At 70.5% G+C, this 16,203-nt stretch carries 20 protein-coding genes; 9 read left to right on the forward strand and 11 right to left on the reverse strand.

Annotated elements, in window-relative coordinates:
- Positions 1 to 14: 14 nt before the first annotated feature.
- The 3 genes from ACWEPL_RS36290 to ACWEPL_RS36300 are packed head-to-tail and all read left to right on the forward strand — an operon-like array spanning position 15 to position 2,276.
- Positions 15 to 749, forward strand: a complete 735-nt coding sequence (locus ACWEPL_RS36290) for a pyrimidine reductase family protein (RefSeq protein WP_452438869.1) — start codon at positions 15 to 17, stop codon at positions 747 to 749.
- Complete coding sequence (locus ACWEPL_RS36295; RefSeq protein ID WP_452438870.1) at positions 733 to 1,899, forward strand: ATP-dependent DNA ligase; 1,167 nt, start codon at positions 733 to 735, stop codon at positions 1,897 to 1,899. The genes ACWEPL_RS36290 and ACWEPL_RS36295 overlap by 17 nt, the downstream gene beginning before the upstream one ends.
- Before the next feature lie 56 nt (positions 1,900 to 1,955).
- Entirely contained in the window at positions 1,956 to 2,276 is a 321-nt protein-coding gene (locus ACWEPL_RS36300) for a hypothetical protein (RefSeq protein ID WP_363965784.1), read from the forward strand.
- A 24-nt stretch (positions 2,277 to 2,300) separates the two neighbouring features.
- On the opposite strand, the gene ACWEPL_RS36305 is transcribed toward ACWEPL_RS36300, so the two are convergent.
- Genes ACWEPL_RS36305 through ACWEPL_RS36340 form a run of 8 tightly spaced genes read right to left on the reverse strand, consistent with a single transcriptional unit; the run spans position 2,301 to position 9,540 of the window.
- Positions 2,301 to 3,497, reverse strand: a complete 1,197-nt coding sequence (locus ACWEPL_RS36305) for a flavin-dependent oxidoreductase (protein WP_452438871.1) — start codon at positions 3,495 to 3,497, stop codon at positions 2,301 to 2,303.
- Positions 3,498 to 3,534: 37 nt separating this feature from the next.
- Complete coding sequence (pgeF, locus tag ACWEPL_RS36310) at positions 3,535 to 4,242, reverse strand: peptidoglycan editing factor PgeF (protein ID WP_355194539.1); 708 nt, start codon at positions 4,240 to 4,242, stop codon at positions 3,535 to 3,537.
- Between the two features lie 23 nt (positions 4,243 to 4,265).
- Positions 4,266 to 5,036 (reverse strand): enoyl-CoA hydratase/isomerase family protein, encoded by a 771-nt coding sequence (locus ACWEPL_RS36315; protein ID WP_397365172.1) that lies wholly within the window; start codon positions 5,034 to 5,036, stop codon positions 4,266 to 4,268.
- Positions 5,033 to 6,520, reverse strand: coding sequence for a tripartite tricarboxylate transporter permease (locus ACWEPL_RS36320; RefSeq protein WP_452438872.1), 1,488 nt, complete (start codon positions 6,518 to 6,520; stop codon positions 5,033 to 5,035). Before ACWEPL_RS36320 ends, ACWEPL_RS36315 begins: the two co-directional genes overlap by 4 nt.
- Positions 6,520 to 6,993 carry a tripartite tricarboxylate transporter TctB family protein gene (locus ACWEPL_RS36325; protein WP_350722704.1) on the reverse strand — a complete coding sequence of 158 codons (474 nt, stop codon included), beginning with the start codon at positions 6,991 to 6,993 and terminating at the stop codon, positions 6,520 to 6,522. Before ACWEPL_RS36325 ends, ACWEPL_RS36320 begins: the two co-directional genes overlap by 1 nt.
- A complete protein-coding gene (locus ACWEPL_RS36330) occupies positions 6,990 to 7,946 on the reverse strand; it encodes a tripartite tricarboxylate transporter substrate binding protein (RefSeq protein WP_363965796.1) in 957 nt (318 codons plus the stop codon). The genes ACWEPL_RS36325 and ACWEPL_RS36330 overlap by 4 nt, the downstream gene beginning before the upstream one ends.
- Positions 7,943 to 8,329, reverse strand: coding sequence for a thioesterase family protein (locus ACWEPL_RS36335; protein WP_350722707.1), 387 nt, complete (start codon positions 8,327 to 8,329; stop codon positions 7,943 to 7,945). Before ACWEPL_RS36335 ends, ACWEPL_RS36330 begins: the two co-directional genes overlap by 4 nt.
- On the reverse strand, positions 8,326 to 9,540 hold the full coding sequence (locus ACWEPL_RS36340) for a CaiB/BaiF CoA transferase family protein (protein ID WP_452438873.1): 1,215 nt from the start codon (positions 9,538 to 9,540) through the stop codon (positions 8,326 to 8,328). The genes ACWEPL_RS36335 and ACWEPL_RS36340 overlap by 4 nt, the downstream gene beginning before the upstream one ends.
- 135 nt (positions 9,541 to 9,675) lie before the next feature.
- On the opposite strand from ACWEPL_RS36340, the gene ACWEPL_RS36345 reads away from it, so the two are divergent.
- The 3 genes from ACWEPL_RS36345 to ACWEPL_RS36355 are packed head-to-tail and all read left to right on the forward strand — an operon-like array spanning position 9,676 to position 11,161.
- Positions 9,676 to 10,389, forward strand: a complete 714-nt coding sequence (locus tag ACWEPL_RS36345; protein ID WP_363965800.1) for a GntR family transcriptional regulator — start codon at positions 9,676 to 9,678, stop codon at positions 10,387 to 10,389.
- On the forward strand, positions 10,386 to 10,775 hold the full coding sequence (locus ACWEPL_RS36350) for an FAS1-like dehydratase domain-containing protein (RefSeq protein ID WP_363965802.1): 390 nt from the start codon (positions 10,386 to 10,388) through the stop codon (positions 10,773 to 10,775). The genes ACWEPL_RS36345 and ACWEPL_RS36350 overlap by 4 nt, the downstream gene beginning before the upstream one ends.
- On the forward strand, positions 10,772 to 11,161 hold the full coding sequence (locus ACWEPL_RS36355) for a MaoC/PaaZ C-terminal domain-containing protein (protein WP_363965804.1): 390 nt from the start codon (positions 10,772 to 10,774) through the stop codon (positions 11,159 to 11,161). The genes ACWEPL_RS36350 and ACWEPL_RS36355 overlap by 4 nt, the downstream gene beginning before the upstream one ends.
- On the opposite strand, the gene ACWEPL_RS36360 is transcribed toward ACWEPL_RS36355, so the two are convergent.
- The gene (locus ACWEPL_RS36360; protein ID WP_350722717.1) at positions 11,151 to 12,194 is read right to left on the reverse strand and encodes a class I SAM-dependent methyltransferase; all 1,044 of its coding nucleotides are present in this window, start codon (positions 12,192 to 12,194) and stop codon (positions 11,151 to 11,153) included. The genes ACWEPL_RS36355 and ACWEPL_RS36360 overlap by 11 nt on opposite strands.
- A 136-nt stretch (positions 12,195 to 12,330) precedes the next feature.
- On the opposite strand from ACWEPL_RS36360, the gene ACWEPL_RS36365 reads away from it, so the two are divergent.
- Together ACWEPL_RS36365 and ACWEPL_RS36370 are read left to right on the forward strand one after the other, a co-directional pair.
- Positions 12,331 to 13,770, forward strand: coding sequence for an aldehyde dehydrogenase family protein (locus ACWEPL_RS36365; protein WP_452438874.1), 1,440 nt, complete (start codon positions 12,331 to 12,333; stop codon positions 13,768 to 13,770).
- A gap of 19 nt (positions 13,771 to 13,789) precedes the next feature.
- The gene (locus tag ACWEPL_RS36370) at positions 13,790 to 14,665 is read left to right on the forward strand and encodes a tetratricopeptide repeat protein (protein ID WP_363965810.1); all 876 of its coding nucleotides are present in this window, start codon (positions 13,790 to 13,792) and stop codon (positions 14,663 to 14,665) included.
- Between the two features lie 50 nt (positions 14,666 to 14,715).
- Here the strand turns inward: ACWEPL_RS36370 and ACWEPL_RS36375 are convergent, their stop codons facing one another.
- A complete protein-coding gene (locus ACWEPL_RS36375) occupies positions 14,716 to 15,096 on the reverse strand; it encodes a hypothetical protein (RefSeq protein WP_350722722.1) in 381 nt (126 codons plus the stop codon).
- Positions 15,097 to 15,358: 262 nt separating this feature from the next.
- Here ACWEPL_RS36375 and ACWEPL_RS36380 point away from each other — a divergent pair, with 262 nt between their 5' ends.
- Positions 15,359 to 15,751, forward strand: a complete 393-nt coding sequence (locus ACWEPL_RS36380) for an NUDIX hydrolase (RefSeq protein ID WP_350722724.1) — start codon at positions 15,359 to 15,361, stop codon at positions 15,749 to 15,751.
- Positions 15,752 to 15,813: 62 nt separating this feature from the next.
- Here ACWEPL_RS36380 and ACWEPL_RS36385 read toward each other — a convergent pair whose 3' ends face one another.
- Positions 15,814 to 16,203, reverse strand: coding sequence for an RNHCP domain-containing protein (locus ACWEPL_RS36385; RefSeq protein ID WP_449891558.1), 390 nt, complete (start codon positions 16,201 to 16,203; stop codon positions 15,814 to 15,816).

The raw sequence follows: 16,203 nt of genomic DNA on the forward strand, positions 1-16,203 counted from the left end.
GCCAAGGTAGAGGAGTGCGGCGCATCTATCCCGACATACAGGACAACCCGGACATCGTGCAGGCGTACGCCTACCCCGAGGGGCGGCCGTGGCTGCGGCTCAACATGGTGGCCAGCGCCGACGGCGCGGCGTGGCTGAAGGGCCGCTCGGGCGGGCTGTCGAGCGCGGGTGACAAGCGGATCTTCCAGACCCTGCGCGGCCTGGCCGACGTCGTCCTCGCGGGCGCCGCGACCGTGCGCAAGGAGGGATACGGTCCCGTCCCCCCGCGTGACTGGTGGGGCGAGATCCGCGCGGGCAGGCCGGAGGTGCCGCCCATCGCGGTCATCACCCGCAGCCTGGACTTCGACCTCGACGCCGAGCTGTTCACCGAGGCGCCCAGCCGGACGATCGTGATCACCTGCGAGGCCGCCCCGCAGGAGCGGCGCAAGGCGGCGGCCAGGCACGCCGACGTCATCGTGGCCGGGGGCGAGAGCGTCGACCTGGCGCCCGCCGTCACGGAGCTGCACGGGCGCGGGCTGACCAGGATCCTGTGCGAGGGCGGCCCCAGGATCAACGCCCAGCTCGCGGCCCAGGACCTGGTCGACGAGATGTGCCTGTCCATCAGCCCGCTGCTGGTGGGGGGCGACGCGGCGCGCATACTCAACGGCGAGCCCTCGGAGGTCTCGCTGCGCCTCAGCCAGGTGCTGGAGGAGGAGGGGGTCCTCTTCTGCAAATACGACAGGGAGCAGAGCCATGACCGAGCCGACTGAGCCCACGGAGCCGACCGGGCTCGCGGAGCCCGCCGAAGAGCAGCCGGTGCCCAACCTGCCGGTGCGCCCGCCGGTGCCGCCCATGCTGGCCAAGCCGGTCAAGGCCATGCCCAAGCAGAACGGCTCGCTGTTCTACGAGCCGAAGTGGGACGGTTTCCGGTGCATCGTGTTCCGCGACGGCGAGGAGGTCTATCTGGGCAGCCGCAACGAGCGGCCGTTCACGCGCTACTTCCCGGAGCTGGTCGAGGCGGTCAGGGCGGAGCTGCCGGACAGGTGCGTGGTGGACGGCGAGATCGTGCTGCCGAGGGGGTCGCAGCTCGACTTCGACGCGCTGCAGCAGCGCATCCATCCGGCGGCCTCGCGGGTGAAGCTGCTGTCGGAGCAGACGCCGGCCCAGTTCGTCGCGTTCGACCTGCTGGCGCTGGGCGACGAGTCGCTGATGGAGACGCCGTTCTCGGAGCGCCGCGCGCGACTTGAGGGGATATTTTCGGAAAAGGGCGAGTCCATTCGGCTGACCCCGGTCACGACCGACGACGAGCAGGCGGCCGAGTGGTTCGAGATGTTCGAGGGCGCGGGGCTCGACGGCATCATCGTCAAGCCGGGCGACCAGCCGTACATCCCCGACAAGCGCACGATGTTCAAGGTCAAGCACGAGCGCACGGCCGACGTGGTGATCTGCGGCTACCGCGAGCACAAGTCGGGCCCGATCGTGGGGTCGCTGCTGCTCGGCCTCTACGGTGACGACGGCCGGCTGCACCACGTGGGCGTGGCGGCCTCGTTCCCGATGGCGCGCAGGGCCGAGCTGGTCGAGGAGATCAAGCCGTACCTCGCGGAGCTGAGCGAGCACCCCTGGGGCCACTGGGCCCAGCAGGCGGCGGCCAACGTCGGCCAGCCCGCCGCCGGGCCCGCGACGGGCGGGCAGCGGGTGCCCGGCGCGGTGTCGCGGTGGAACGCCAAGAAGGACCTGTCGTTCATCCCGCTCAGGCCGGAGCTGGTGATCGAGGTGGCCTACGACCAGATGGAAGGCGACCGGTTCCGGCACACGGCGCAGTGGCGGCGCTGGCGGCCCGACCGCACGCCGGAGTCATGCACGTACGAGCAGCTCGAACGTCCCGTGAGTTACAACCTGGACGACATCCTTGCCCGGTAGCCATGCCACCCGTTATATCTCGACATATGAGTACAGGGGATGAGTTAAAGGCAGCTGTGTCCGCCCGCCGGGACCTCGGGCCGGAGTTCGAGGACGCCGTGGTCGAGTCTTTCCTCGACAAGATGGGGCAGGAGGTCGACCGGCGGGTGGACGAGCGCATCGCGCAGCGGGCGTCGAAGGCGCCGGCACGCGACCGGGCGCCCGACGGGCAGCGGCTCGCCCTGGCGATCGTCTCGCTCAGCCTCGGCACCATCTCCACCCTCCTGCTGGTCCTGCTGGGGGACGACAAGGCGGGCTACCTGGTGCCGATCTGGCTCGGGATCATCATCATCAACGCGATCTTCAACTCGGGGAGGTCGAACGACAAGAGCGGCTGACTCCGGCGGCCCGCGCCTGATCCTTCACTCCGGGGAGGCGTCGGTCTCCACCGACCAGCTCCGGCGTGCGTTCAGCGTGGCGGGCTCGAAGCCGGCCAGCTGCTTGTAGCGCAGGGCGATCTCCTCGCGCTCGGCCAGCGGCAGGACGTCCTCGACGTCGGCGAAACCTCGCGGGGCGCGCTGGTGGGCCAGCTTCAGGACGACCTCGGGCCCGTCCTTGCGGTTGGCCAGCACGACGTTGTTCGTGACGGGCCGGCGCTGCTCCTCGTAGAACTCCAGCCCCCGGCCGGTCGCCAGCGCGTAGGCCAGGACGCGGGCGTCGATGATGGCCTGGGTGCCGCCGTTGGAGCCGGTGGGGTACATCGGATGCGCGGCGTCGCCCATCAGCGTCACCTTCTCCGTCGACCAGGACGGTAACGGGTCCCGGTCCACCAGCGGATACTCGAACACCTTCTCCGCCGCCGCCATGAGCCCGGGGATGTCGAGCTCGTCGCAGTGCCAGTCCGCCACGTGCGGGAGGACCTTCTCCAGGCTCACCGGCCGGTTCCAGTCGCCCCGGTGCGTGGCCTCCGCGGCCCTGTGCTGGATGCCCCAGTTGATCAGCTGCCTGCCGTCGGGGTCCGGCGGCGCGATGGGATAGATGACGATCTTCTGTGCGCCGTCACCCGCCATGATCATGGACTTGCCGGTCATGAACGGCGTGCTGTACGAGGTGCCGCGCCACAGCACGTCACCGCTCCATAACGGCTCGCCCTCCTCGGGGAACAGCGCCTGCCGGACGCCGGAGCGGATGCCGTCGGCGCCGATGAGCAGGTCCGCGTCGTGGTCGAGCTCGGTGACGGGCGACCCGGTCACCACCGCCTCCGCGCCGAGGCGCTCCTGGACCGCCCGCAGGAGCATGAACTGCAGCCGGCCCCGGTGTATCGAGTACTGGGGCCATTTGTAGCCGGCCGTCAGCCCGCGCGGTTCGGACCAGATGCGCTGGCCGTACCGGTTGACGAAGGTGAGGTCGGCGGTCTCGACGCCGATCTCCGCCAGGCGGTCGGCCAGGCCGAGTTCGATGAGCTCGCGTACGGCGTGGGGCAGGATGTTGATGCCCACGCCCAGCGGCTGGAGCTCGTCGACCGCCTCGTGGATGACCACATCGGTGACTCCCGCGGCGTGCAGGCTCAGGGCCGCGGTCAGCCCGGCGATGCCCGCCCCCGCGATGACGACGCGCATGGAGCGACATTAACCGAAGAAATGCGGAAAAAGGAGCCTATGTGAGCCAGATGAGCCCGGCGAAACGACCGCCCGGCTGCTCCCTGCGGTGCGAGTAGAGCTCCGCCGACTCGATCGTGCAGCGGGCGTCATGGCGTACGTCCTGGACCCCCGCGGCACGGAGCTGGGCCTCGATCCCGGCCCGCAGGTCGAGCGCGGGCGTCTCCCACGACGTCGTGGACCACGTCTCGGGGACGCGGGAGGCCACCCGCTCGCGCAGGTCGGCGGGCACCTCGTAGCAGCGGCCGCACGCGCCGGGCCCGACCAGCGCGACCATCCGGCCCGGCGCCGCACCCTTGGCCGCCATGGCCGCCACCAGGGCGCTCGCGATGCCCGCCTCGGTGCCGGGGCGGCCGGAGTGCGCGGCGCCCACCATGCGCGCCACCGGGTCGGCCACCAGCACCGCCGGGCAGTCGGCCCCGAGCGAGGCCAGCGCCAGCCCCGGCTCGGTGGTGAACACGCCGTCGAGCGCGGGCGGATCGTCCCCGAAGGGCTCGCTGACGTACGCGACGTCGGCACTGTGGACCTGGCGCATGAACACGACGCCTCGCACGCCCAGCTCGGCGGCCACCCCCGCCCGGTTGGCCCGCACGGCCTCCGGGTCGTCGCCGACCATCCCGCCGAGGTTGCGCGACCCGAACGGCGGGACGCTGATCCCTCCGTGGCGATCGGTGACGGCGACACGCACTCCAGGGGCCAGCTCCATGGCTCGATCTTAGAGCGCGAGACTCACCGGCCCTGCCAGGTGGCCCGCTCCTTGGCGAGGAAGGCGGGCACGGCGGCGTGGAAGTCGGCGCTGCCGAAGACCGTGGCCACGATGTCGTCGCCGTCCGGCAGGCCGGCCACGCGCAGCCGCCTGACCGCCTCCTTGGCCGCCCACATCGACAGCGGCGCGTGGGAGAGCAGCCGCTCCTCCACCTCCGCCTGCCGCGCGGGCAGGTCGTCGGGAGCGCACAGCTCGGCCACGAACCCGGCGGCGTGCGCCTCCTCGGCCGTGTACATGCGGGCCCGCAGCAGCATGTCCAGCGTGCGGGCGGGGCCGAGGTGGTGGACGAGCAGCGAGTACGTGTTCATCGACAGGCAGTTGCCCAGCGTCCTGGCGATGGGAGCCCCGAACCGGGCATCCGGCACGGCCAGCCGCAGGTCGCAGGCGGCGGCCACGACCAGCCCCCCGCCCACGCAGTAGCCCTGGACGACGGCCACGGTGGGCACCTTGACGCGTTCGAGCCGGTCGATGATCCGCTGGACCTTGCGCTCGTACGCGATCCCGTCGTCCCCATCGACAAAGGTGGAAAACTGCGAAATATCGGTGCCCGCCACGAAGGCCCGACCACCGGCCCCCGACAACACGAGCAGCTTGATGGCGGGATCCGCGTCGGCCCGCTCGCAAGCGTCGTAAAGGCCGTCCCACATCGCCCAGGTCAGCGCGTTGTGCTGCTCCGGCCGGTTGAACGTGACCCGCAGCACGGGCCCGTCGGCGACGACGACAAGCTCGGTCACACCGTCTCCTTGGCTCTTCGTGGGATGAGCTTCAGCAGCGAGGGCCCGGCCGCCAGCAGGGCGGCCGACACGAGCACCGCCAGCGCGATCGGCCGGGTGAGGATGATCGTCAGATCGCCGTCCCCCATCGCGGACGTCTGCACGAGCGCCTTCTCGAACAGCGCCCCGATCACCAGCCCGAGCACGAGCGGCGCCATCGGCAGATCAAATTTTTTCATGAAATATCCGATCAGTCCGGAAACGAACACGATCCACACGCTGAACATGTTGTTGTCGATCGAATAGGCCCCGACGAAGCTGGTGACCAGGATCAGCGGATACAGGTACCCGTACGGGATCCGCAACATCTGCGCGAACAGCGGCGCCAGCGGCAGGTTCAGCACCAGCAGCAGCACGTTCCCGATGAAGAATGAGGCCAGTAGCCCCCACACCAGCTCCGGCTGCTCGTCGAAGAGCAGCGGCCCCGGCTGGATCCCGTACATCGTGAACGCCCCCAGCAGCACGGCCGTGGTCGCGCCGCCCGGGATGCCCAGCGCGAGGGTGGGCACGAAGTTGGCGTTCGCGGCGGCGTTGTTGGCGCTCTCCGGCGCCGCGACGCCCTCGATCGCACCCTGCCCGAACTCGTCCCGGTGCCGCGAGACCCGCTTCTCCACCCCGTACGCGAGGAAGGACGCCAGCGTGGACCCGGCGCCGGGCAGGCAGCCGAGCAGGTAGCCGATCACGCTCCCCCGGGCGATCGCCCCCTTGGAGCGGGACAGCTCCTCCCGGGTGATCACCAGGTCCCTGAAGCGGGCCCGGATGGGCTCGGCCGCACCCTGCCTGATCTGGTAGAGCACCTCCCCCACCGCGAACAGCCCGATCATCACCTGGACGAACGGCAGCCCGGACAGCAGGTCCACGTCCCCGAAGGTGTAGCGGGGCAGCCCGGTGGCCGCGTCCACGCCGACGGTCGCGAGCAGGACGCCGAGCACGGCCATCGCCAGGCCGCGCAGCCGCGCCCCGCCGGAGAAGCTCACGATGGTGGCCAGGCCGAGGACCATGACGGCGAGGTTCTCGGGCGGGCCGAAGTCGAGCGCCAGCTTGGCGAACGGCGGCGCCATCGCCACCAGCAGCACCAGCGAGACGATCGCGGCGGCGAACGACCCGATGGCCGCGATCGCCAGCGCCGCCCCGGCCCGTCCCTTGCGGGCCATCTGGTAGCCGTCGATCGCGGTCACCACGCTGGCCGCCTCGCCGGGCGTGGAGATCAGCACGGAGGTGATCGTGCCGCCGTACTGGGCGCCGTAGTAGATCCCGGCGAGCATGATGAGCGCGGTCAGCGGCTCGAACGACAGCGTCAGCGGCAGCAGCACGGCCACGCCGGTCGTCGAGCCCAGCCCCGGCAGCAGGCCGATGACGGTCCCGGCGAGCACGCCGACGAAGCACCACAGCAGGTTGGCGGGCGTGAGGGCCGCGCCGAAGCCCATGACCAGGTTGTCCAGCATCACCCGTCACCTCCGACGCCCAGCAGCCCGCCGGGCAGCGGGACGGCCAGGAACAGCACGAACACCGCGTAGATCACCACCGTGGCGGCCACGGCCACGCCCGCCGCCGGCACGACCCGCTGCTTCTCCACGAACGCCGACACGGCGAAGACCAGCAGCCCGAACGCCACCAGGAACCCGGTCAGCGGCACCAGCAGCAGCGCGACCAGCAGCATGGCGAACACGGTCCACAGCGTCCTGACGCGCCGCGGGTCGTCCGCCTCGGTGGCGGGCGCGGCACGGCGTACGGACTGCAGGAGGCAGGCGGCCGAGAGCACGGCCAGCGCCACGCCGCTCACCAGCGGCAGGAACCCGGGCCCCACCTGCCCGCCGTCCTTGGTGATGCCGTAGCCGAACGAGACGGCGGCCATGGCCGTCGCCAGGCAGACCAGCACCGCCCAGACGACGGCCTCGCCGCGGAGCAGTTGCCTCATGACGACTTCTTCAGCACCGGCGCGAGCGCCGTGTCGAGCTGTTCGAGGTATTCGCCGAAGTCGGCGCCGTACAGCTCGGCCTGCTGCAGGTAGTTGTCCTTGAGCCACTTCTGGAACTCGGCGGTCTTGGCCACGCCCCTGGCCGCCTGCTCCCAGTACGCCTTCTCCCGCGCGTCCAGCCCGCCCGGCCCGATGAAGCCTCTGAACTGCACGTACGAGACGTCGATGCCCTGCTCCTTGGCCGTACCCAGGGAGGCGAACTCGGGGTAGGTGTAGCGCTTGTCCGTGGTGACGCACAGGCCCCGGAGGTCGCCGGACCTGAACTGGCCGATCACCTCGCCCGGGTTGAGCAGGGCGACCTGGATCTGGCCGCCGAGCACGGCCGGCACCAGCTCGCCGCCCGACTCGAACGGCACCCGCTGGAACTTCACGCCGGTCTTCTGCTCGATCATCGTGAAGATCACGTTGTCCACGCCGTACGCACCCGACATGCCCACGCTCACCCGGCCGCTCCTGGCCGCGCCGACCACGTCGGCGCACGTCTTGAGCGGCGAGTCCTTCCTGACCACGACGATGCCGCCGTCCTCGGCCAGCTTGGCGACCGGCGTGAAGTCCTGCCGGGTGAAGGACACCTGGCCGCTGAGCGGCAGCGACAGGATGGCGTTCTCGGTGGCGAGCAGGTACTTGCCGTCACCCTTCTTGCCGAGCAGGGCCGAGTAGCCGACCGCGCCCGAGCCGCCCTCGCGGTTCTCCACGGTGACCTTCAGCCCGGGCTGGGCCTTCTCCAGGGCGGCGGCGATGGCGCGGCCCGCCAGGTCGCTGCCGCCGCCCGCCGAGAACGGCACGATCATGCGGACGTCGCCGCGCGGCTTCCACGCGCCGCCCCCGGCGTCGGCGTTCGTGCCGCAGGCGGCGACCCCGAGCAGGAGCACGGCGACCCACGCCCCCCTCATGACGCCTGCTCCGCGAGCTTGGCGGCGAACTTGTCCAGGTTGATGATGAAGCGTTCGTGAGTACCCTCGCCGACCTTCCCGTTGGCGTCCTCGGCGACCACGGCGAACACGACGCGCCGCCGGTCCACCTCGGTCACCGTGGCGGTCGCGGTCACCTCGCCCCCTTTGAGCGTGGGCGCCACGTGCGCGATCTCGACCTTGCTGCCGACGCTGCCCTCGCCGTCGGCCAGGTACGGGGCCAGCGCCTCGATGGCGGCGTCCTCGATCAGGTGGACCAGGTTGGGGGTCGAGAAGATGTCGTGGTCGCCGCGGCGGGTGCAGTGCCGCTCCGTCACGACCCAGGTGAGGCCGGCGCTCACACCCGGGGTCAGCTGGTCGCTCATGAACTCTCCAAGGGGGTGGGGGATTGGGCCGCCGCGCCTTCGGCGAGCAGCCGGTCGATCTCCTGCTCGGTCAGACCGCACTCGCGCAGCACCTCCACGGTGTCCGCGCCGAGCGACGGTCCGGCGGGGCCGCGTCTCGTCGGCGTGTCCGAGAAACGCATGGCCGAGCCGAGCTGGCGTACGGGGCCCATCTCGGGATGCTCGGCATCCCAGAAGAACCCGCGCTGGTTCAGGTGCTCGTCTTCGAACACCTGGGAGTAGTCGGAAATGGGGGCGCACGGGACGCCGTGCTCGTCGAGCGCGGCCACGACCTCGGCCGTGGTGCGCCGGGTGGTGGCCGCCTCGATGGCCGGGATCAGCTCGTGGCGCAGGCCGTGCCGATCGTGCGCGTCGGTGTAGCGCTCGTCGTCGAGCAGGGCGGTCAGGCCGAGCGCCACGCAGAAGCCGCGCCAGGTCTTGGGGGTGACGGCGCCGACCGTGCACCAGCCGTCGGAGGTGCGGACGGCCTGGTACGGCGCCGTGCTCTGGTGCGCGGACCCGAGCGGCCCGCCCACCTCGCCGGTGGCGAAATACTTGCCCGCCTCCCAGATGGCGAACGACACGGCCGACTCCAGCAGCGACACGTCCACGTGCTGGCCCTGGCCGGTCAGCGCGCGGGCGTGCAGCGCGGAGATCGCTCCGAGCGCGCCGTAGAGCCCGCACACCAGGTCCGCGATGGGCACGCCGACCTTGACCGGGTCGCCGCCCGGCATGCCGGTGACGCTCATCAGGCCGCCCCTGGCCTGGGCCATGATGTCCAGGCCGGGCAGGTCCGCGAGCGGGCCGGCCTGGCCCCAGCCGGAGGCGGAGACGTACACGAGGCCGGGGTTGAGCTCCTTCAGGTCGGCGAAGCCGAGCCCGAGCCGGCGCATGGCGCCGGGGCGGAGGTTCTCCACCAGGACGTCGGCGTCCTCGACGAGGCGGCGGAAGGCCGCCACGCCGAGCTCGGACTTCAGGTCCAGCGCGACCGACCGCTTGTTCCTGTTGAGCCGGGCGAACGGGGAGCTGTGCCCGGCCGTGAACGGGCCGACGGCGCGCACTCCGTCGCCTCCGTCGGGGTTCTCGACCTTGATGACGGTGGCGCCGAGGTCGGCGAGCTGCATGGCCGCGAAGGGGGCCGCCATGAACGCGCCGACCTCGACGACCCGGATGCCGGACAGTGGAGTGGTCATGTGTTACGAAAACCTCACTTCGGGCCGGATTGGTCTATTGTCTACAGAAGACAAGTGAGCTAGACAAGGGTTCTGCCGGAAGTTCTTCGGCACTATGGCGGCAGACGATGATCGCCTACGACAAGAGAGACCACGATGCGCATCGAGGCACCCCCCAGCATGGTTCAGCTCGCCACCGAGGCGCTGATGCGCATGCTGCTCAGCGGCAAGCTGCAGCCGGGCGACCGGGTCGTGGAGAACCAGCTCACCCAGGAGCTGGGCGTCAGCAGGCCGCCGCTGCGCGAGGCCATGCGCGTGCTGGAGCAGCAGGGGCTGATCACCCAGCAGCCGCGGCGGGGCGCGTTCGTCACGCAGCTCACGCTGCACGACATCTACGAGATCGTCACGCTGCGGCGGGAGCTGGAGCGGATGGCCGTGGACCTCGGCGTCCCGGTACGCGAGCCCGCCCGGCTCCGGCGCTGCCACGCCGCGCTCGACCGGCACGAGGCCGCCGCGCGATCCGGCGACTGGCTGGGGGTGCTGGAGCAGGCCGTCGAGTTCCACAGCTCGGTCATCGGGCTGTCCGGGCACCGGCGGCTGGAGGAGGCCTACCGGTCGATCCAGCTCCAGATGCTGCTCTGCATGGGCATGAACCGGCAGGTCAGGGCGTCCGGCGAGTCGCTCGTCGACGACTGGGAGCGGCATCGGCGGCTGCTGGAGGTGATCGAGGCCGGCTCGCCCGAGGCCGTGCACCGGGAGCTGGCCGGGCACGGTGACATGGCGTTCCTCGACGGCATCGAGGACCGGGTCGGCGGACACTCCCCCGAGTCGCTGGCCTGGCTGAAGCGGGTCAGGGAAGGAAACACATGATCGAGGCTCTCCAGGAGGCGGTGGGCTGGACGGGGCCGCCGCGCGAGGACGTCGTCGAGCGGCGGCACCTGGCTTTCTACCTGCGCGCCGTCGGGGCGTCGGGCGACGAGGTGCCGCCCACGTTCACGGCGTGCTTCCTCGACGAGCCGCCGTCGCTGCCGGCCGCCTCGTCGTACGGGTCCGGCTGGCTGAACGGCGGCGACCGGTTCGAGTACCACGCGCCGCTGCGCGTGGGCGACGTGATCGTGTCGCGGCCCCGGTTCACCGGGGTCGTCGAGAAGAACGGGTCGGCGGGGCCGATGGCGCTGCTGACGTTCGAGACGGAGTTCCGCCGGCCGGACGGCGAGCTGGTGGTCAGGCACATCGGCACCAGGATCAGGAAATGACCGACATTCCCCCACTGACGGAGACGACCACGCTGCGGAGGCTCGTCGAGTACGCCGGAGCGTCGGGCGACTTCTACGAGATGCACTACGACCTCGGCTTCGCCCGCTCGCTCGGCCACCCCGAGCTGGCCGTGCACGGGCTGCTCAAGGCCGCCTACCTGGGCAGGCTCGTCACCGGCTGGCTCGGCGGACGGGGGCGGCTGGCCGTGCTGGAGGTCAGCTACCGCGGCATGGACTTCCGCGACCGCGCCCACACGTGCCGGGGCCGGGTGGTGTCGACCGACGGCAACCGGGCGGAGCTGGAGCTGTGGGGCGAGGACGACACGGGCCGCCGCACCACGCTCGGCCGCGCGGAAGTGGTCTACGACGAGGAGGTCAACGGCTGAGGCGGTGGACGGTGAGCGGGCCGCCGCCCCAGCGGCCGATCGCCTCGTCGTCGGCGAAGGCCAGCACGCGCATCATGTTGCCGCCGTCGCTGAGGTCCACGCTGCGGCGCAACCTCCGCCGCAGCGGGCGGGGCAGGGCGGTCGTGCCGGCCTCGACCGTGTCGCCGTAGTGCGGGGCGAAGGAGACGCCCGCGAAGCCGGTACGGCTCAGCAGCCTGCGCACGGTCCACGGGGAGTAGAACATCAGGTGGTTCCTGGTGAAGCCGCTCCACGCCGGCCCGTACGCCTTGAGCAGCAGCGACTGGGCGTTCACGGTCAGGATGAGCAGCACGCCGCCGGGCGCCAGCAGGCGGCGGAAGCTTCGGAAGTCGTCCAGCGGCCTGGGCAGGTGCGCGAGCACCGACCAGAGCGTGATCACGTCGAACCCGCCCGCGGCGATCTCCGGCACGTCCTCGGGGGCGCCCAGATACGCGCGTGCCCTGCTCAGCCGCTCGTTGGCCTGGACGACGGACTCCGGCGACAGGTCCACGCCCCAGGCGTCGAACCCGCGCCGCTCGGCCAGCTCCAGGAACAGCCCGGTCCCAGACCCGAAGTCGAGCAGCCGGCGCTCCTTGCCCTCGTCGAACACCGGCGAGAACGCGTCCATGGTCAGCTCGTACCGGCGCTGCCGTTTTGCGGCGTACGAGCCGGTCAGGAAGGTGTTGTAGCCGGTGGCGTACAGGTCGCCGAGGCGTTCGGGCAGGATGTTGGGGTTGCGGTAGAGGAAGCCGCACGAGGGGCAGCGGACGACGTGATAGTGCCAGCCGTTGCCGGAGGGCTCGAACATCGGCTGCTGGCGCGACTCCCCGCACATCATGCAGGCCAGGAACTCCTCGTTCGCCTTCAGCGGCCTGAGCCTGCGGTAGTCCGTCAGCTCCATGACCGGGGCCCGCGTGGTCAGCAGCTGCCACTGCGCCTCGCGCACCAGGCGCTCCCCCGGACGGACGTACACGCGCTGCGCCCAGGGAATGCGGTCGTATCGGGAGCCATACACCAACCGGCTCAACAGTCGATATGCCATGCGAAGCGTCTTCCCCGACGCCAAGGACCGCTATGCGTGAAGATCCGGGCACTTTACGTGATCTTAGGGCTTCATGGCGAATGATGACAAGCAAGCATATGCTTGGTCCGTGTCTGACTATCGCAATCTCGTCGGCGGCGAGCTGGTCCCCGCAAGCGACGGCAGAACCCTCGACTCGGTCAACCCGGCGACCGGGGAGGTGTGGGCGCGGATCCCGGCGAGCGGGCCGTCCGACGCCGAGGCGGCCGTGGCGGCGGCCCGGCGCGCCTTCCCCGCCTGGTCGGCGCTGCCCGCCCTGGCCAGAGCGGGTTACCTGCGCAAGGTGTCGGAGGTGTTCGCCCGCAACGCCGAGGAGCTGGCCAGGCTGGAGACGCGCGACAACGGCCGCATCCTGCGCGACACGCTGAAGAAGGACCTGCCCGGGATGGCGTACCTGTGGCAGCTGGCCGCCGGGCAGTGCCTGGACGCGGCCAAGGGCGACACGGTCATCCTCGGCCCGGACACGCTCGGGCTGACGCGGCGGGAGCCGTACGGGGTGGCGGTCTGCATCATCCCGTGGAACTCACCTGTCTCCACGTTCTCGGCCAAGGCGGCGTACGCGCTGGCGGCCGGCAACACGGTGATCGTCAAGCCGGCCGAGCAGGCGAGCGCGTCGGTGCTGCGGCTGGGCGAGCTGCTGGCGGAGGTGTTCCCGCCCGGGGTGCTGAACATCGTCAGCGGCCTGGGCGAGGAGGTGGGGGACGCGCTCGTACGGCACCGCGACGTCGCCAAGATCAGCCTCACCGGCTCGACGGCCACCGGCCAGGCCATCACCCGGGCGTCGGCGGACGCGCTGAAACCGCTGACGTTCGAACTCGGGGGCAAGTCCCCGAACATCGTCTTCCCCGACGCCGACCTGGACGCGGCCGCCCAGGGCGTCACCGTGAACTCCGTCTACACCGGCAACGCCGGGCAGGTCTGCGTGGCGGGCTCCCGCATCCTCATCCACCACTCGATCTGGGACGAGCTGCTGGAGCGCATCGCGCGCATCTGCGCCGAGCTGGTCCTGGACGACCCGCTCGACCTGCGGACGACCATGGGCCCGATCGTCTCCTCGGCCCAGTACGAGCACGTGAGGTCGTACCTGGAGCTGGCCGAGAAGGAGGGGGCGAGCCTGCTCTTCGGCGGACGGACGGGGGCGGAGGTCGTGCCCGGCCTGCCGGGCGGCTACTGGGTCTCCCCCACCCTCTACACGACCACGGACAACTCGCTCCGGCTCTGCCAGGAGGAGATCTTCGGCCCGGTGGCGGTGGCCATGCCGTTCTCCTCCGACGAGGAGGCCCTGGAGATCGCGAACGACTCCCGCTACGGCCTGGCGGCCGGCGTCTGGACACGTGACCTGGGGCGGGCGCACCGTTTCGTGCGCGATCTGCAGAGCGGGACGGTGTGGGTGAACACGTTCCGGCAGATGCCGCCCGGCCTCCCGTTCGGGGGCGTCAAGGACAGCGGGTACGGGCACGATTCGGTCCTCGAGTACACCCGCGAAAAGGCGGCCATAATCCAGATTTAGTCGGATAGATTTACGCCTCATGAGCGAGGGGATCAAGGACGAATCCGAGCTGCCGGACGCAGCCGCGCAGTCCCGTGCGTCCGTACTACGCAGTCGCGCCGAATCGTACATCGCCCTGTCGAGGTATGACGCCGCGATCGCGGATCTGACGGAATCGATCGCGTTAGTACCGGACAACGCCCGCGCCTGGCGGCTGCGCGGCGAGAGCCATCGCGTCATCGAACGCTACGAGACCGCCCTGGAGGACTTCGACGAGGCGCTCAAGCTGGAGCCGGACAGCGCGTACGCGCTGGGCTCCCGGGGCCAGACCTACGCCGCGATGGGCCGCCTGGACGAGGCCATGACCGACTTCGAGCACGCTCTCACCCTCTCCCCCGACTCCCTGTGGATCCTGGAGGCGAAGGCCGACGTCCTGGTGGACCTGGACCGCCTGGACGAGGCCCTGGAGGAACACGCCAAGATCATCGCTCTGAACGCGGACCTGCCCTACTCCTGGGCCGCCCGGGGCGACCTGTACCAGCGCATGCACCTCTACGCCGAGGCCATCGATGACTACACGAAGGCGCTGGAGGCGAACCCGGAGTACGTGCGCGCGCTGAGCCGGCGGGGCGAGGCGTACCGCATGATCGACCGGTACGAGGAGGCGCTGGCGGACCTGAGCCGCGCGGTGGAGCTCGACCCCGAGAACGACCGGGCCTATGGCAGCCGGGGGGCGGTGCTGAGCGAGCTGGGCGACAACGAGGCGGCGCTGAGCGATCTGAACCGGGCGATCGAGCTGGATCCCGAGTACATCTGGGCGTTCCGCGTACGCGGGGAGATCCTGCAGGAGGCGGACCGCCACGAGGAGGCGATCTCCGACTTCACCCGGGCCCTGCACCTGGAGTTCGGGGACTGACCTCGCGGGCGGGCGTGGCGGCCAGGTGCAAGACCTGGCCGCGCCCCCGTCTATGCGTTGCGGGTCTCCAGCAACCGGTCGAGCCTGCGGCCGAGGTCGACCATGTCGTGCCGCAGGGAGTCGAATACCCCGAGGATCTCCGCGCGGGCGGAGATGAATTGATCGTTGGTCTGCCGTCGAAGACCTGTCAGTTCGTCGCCCAGGGCCGCGAAGTCCTGGGAGATCTCCAGCTGAACATCCGCGATCTCGGCCCGCATCTCGGCGACGGCGATGTCCGCCGAGGTGATCTTCGAGCCTTTCGCGCGTGTACGTCTCCCCGTTCGCAGGTGGGCATGGCTGTAGTCGTCAGAATCTGCGTCACCGGAACGCACGATCGCTTCGAACGCGTCGATGCGGAGCTTCAAAGCGCGGATCTCCGCCTCAATGTCCACGTACTCCTGCCTTTGCATGTACTCGGAAGGGATTCCGTGCCCCGATGACGCGAATCTCCGCTTCCCCTGAGACATCGTCGCAGGTAGCGCGAGATTGCGAGGCTCGGCGAGAACGCGCTGGGTGTGGTTTTCTCTGTCTCGGGAGTGCCAGAGATCTCTGCGGGGATGACGTATGTAAGCCGCGCGGTCGCAGGAAATGACCAACCATCCGATGACTCTCCAAGGAGGATAAATGCGGATGGATATGTGCATGATGGTCGGCATGATTGACAAGATCGCGTGGATCCACCTGGCGGACGGCAAGATCCTCAGTACCCGGTCACGGGGCAAGACCGTCTACTACCTCCCCGGTGGCAAGCGCGAACCCGGCGAGAGCGACCTCGACACCCTCGTCCGCGAGATCGACGAGGAGCTGTCGGTCGCCATCGTCCCCTCCACCGCCGTCCACCTGGGCACGTACCAGGCTCAGGCGGACAGCCACGCCGACGGCGTGATCGTGAAGATGACCTGCTACACCGCCGACCACGAGGGGACGCCGACGCCCAGCAGCGAGATCGAGGAGGTGGTCTGGCTCACCTACGCCGACCGCGACCGCGTGGCGCCCGTGGACCAGATCATCTTCGACGACCTCCACCAGGACGGCCGCCTGCGCTGACCCGATGTCCGTCCGGGCACATCGGGCCGTCCGGGGGTCACCCCGGACGGCCGTCGGGTCGCCTACCCCGCCCAGGCGGGCAGGGGGAGGCGGGGCGCGGACAGGGGGCGCATGGCGATGCGGAGCAGGGCCAGCGCGTTGTCGTCGCCCGCGATGCGGTTGGCGCTGAGCTCGTCGCAGGACTGGCAGTGGTGGATGATCAGCCACTCCCCGTCCGGCCGGACGGTGATGCTCAGCGCCGCCATCCTGCCCCGGCAGGCCGCGCGGCGATCCCCCGGGATCCGGTGGTCGACGTGCAGGCTCGTCAGGCAGTGCGGGCAGTGGTTACGGTGGGCGGTGCCCGGCGCGATCATCGGGACGTCCAGCCTGCAGGAGACACAGCGGAACGCGTCCGGGTGATGCGCTTTCTTGCGTTGCCGGGCCCTGTCCCGGACCGGATTCCTCCTGGGCAT

The organism is Nonomuraea sp. NPDC004186 (assembly GCF_053603495.1).

What these genes read in the sequence shown, in the direction of transcription:
- ACWEPL_RS36295 (WP_452438870.1), top strand. Translation starts at nt 733, where the DNA reads ATGACCGAGCCGACTGAGCCCACGGAGCCGACCGGGCTCGCGGAGCCC.
- ACWEPL_RS36305 (WP_452438871.1), bottom strand. Translation starts at nt 3,497, where the DNA reads ATGCGCGTCGTCATCGCGGGGGCGGGCATCGCCGGGCTGACCGCGGCC.
- pgeF (WP_355194539.1), bottom strand. Translation starts at nt 4,242, where the DNA reads ATGGAGCTGGCCCCTGGAGTGCGTGTCGCCGTCACCGATCGCCACGGA.
- ACWEPL_RS36320 (WP_452438872.1), bottom strand. Translation starts at nt 6,520, where the DNA reads ATGCTGGACAACCTGGTCATGGGCTTCGGCGCGGCCCTCACGCCCGCC.
- ACWEPL_RS36325 (WP_350722704.1), bottom strand. Translation starts at nt 6,993, where the DNA reads ATGAGGCAACTGCTCCGCGGCGAGGCCGTCGTCTGGGCGGTGCTGGTC.
- ACWEPL_RS36330 (WP_363965796.1), bottom strand. Translation starts at nt 7,946, where the DNA reads ATGAGGGGGGCGTGGGTCGCCGTGCTCCTGCTCGGGGTCGCCGCCTGC.
- ACWEPL_RS36335 (WP_350722707.1), bottom strand. Translation starts at nt 8,329, where the DNA reads ATGAGCGACCAGCTGACCCCGGGTGTGAGCGCCGGCCTCACCTGGGTC.
- ACWEPL_RS36340 (WP_452438873.1), bottom strand. Translation starts at nt 9,540, where the DNA reads ATGACCACTCCACTGTCCGGCATCCGGGTCGTCGAGGTCGGCGCGTTC.
- ACWEPL_RS36345 (WP_363965800.1), top strand. Translation starts at nt 9,676, where the DNA reads ATGCGCATCGAGGCACCCCCCAGCATGGTTCAGCTCGCCACCGAGGCG.
- ACWEPL_RS36350 (WP_363965802.1), top strand. Translation starts at nt 10,386, where the DNA reads ATGATCGAGGCTCTCCAGGAGGCGGTGGGCTGGACGGGGCCGCCGCGC.
- ACWEPL_RS36355 (WP_363965804.1), top strand. Translation starts at nt 10,772, where the DNA reads ATGACCGACATTCCCCCACTGACGGAGACGACCACGCTGCGGAGGCTC.
- ACWEPL_RS36370 (WP_363965810.1), top strand. Translation starts at nt 13,790, where the DNA reads ATGAGCGAGGGGATCAAGGACGAATCCGAGCTGCCGGACGCAGCCGCG.
- ACWEPL_RS36380 (WP_350722724.1), top strand. Translation starts at nt 15,359, where the DNA reads ATGATTGACAAGATCGCGTGGATCCACCTGGCGGACGGCAAGATCCTC.
- ACWEPL_RS36385 (WP_449891558.1), bottom strand. Translation starts at nt 16,203, where the DNA reads ATGCCCAGGAGGAATCCGGTCCGGGACAGGGCCCGGCAACGCAAGAAA.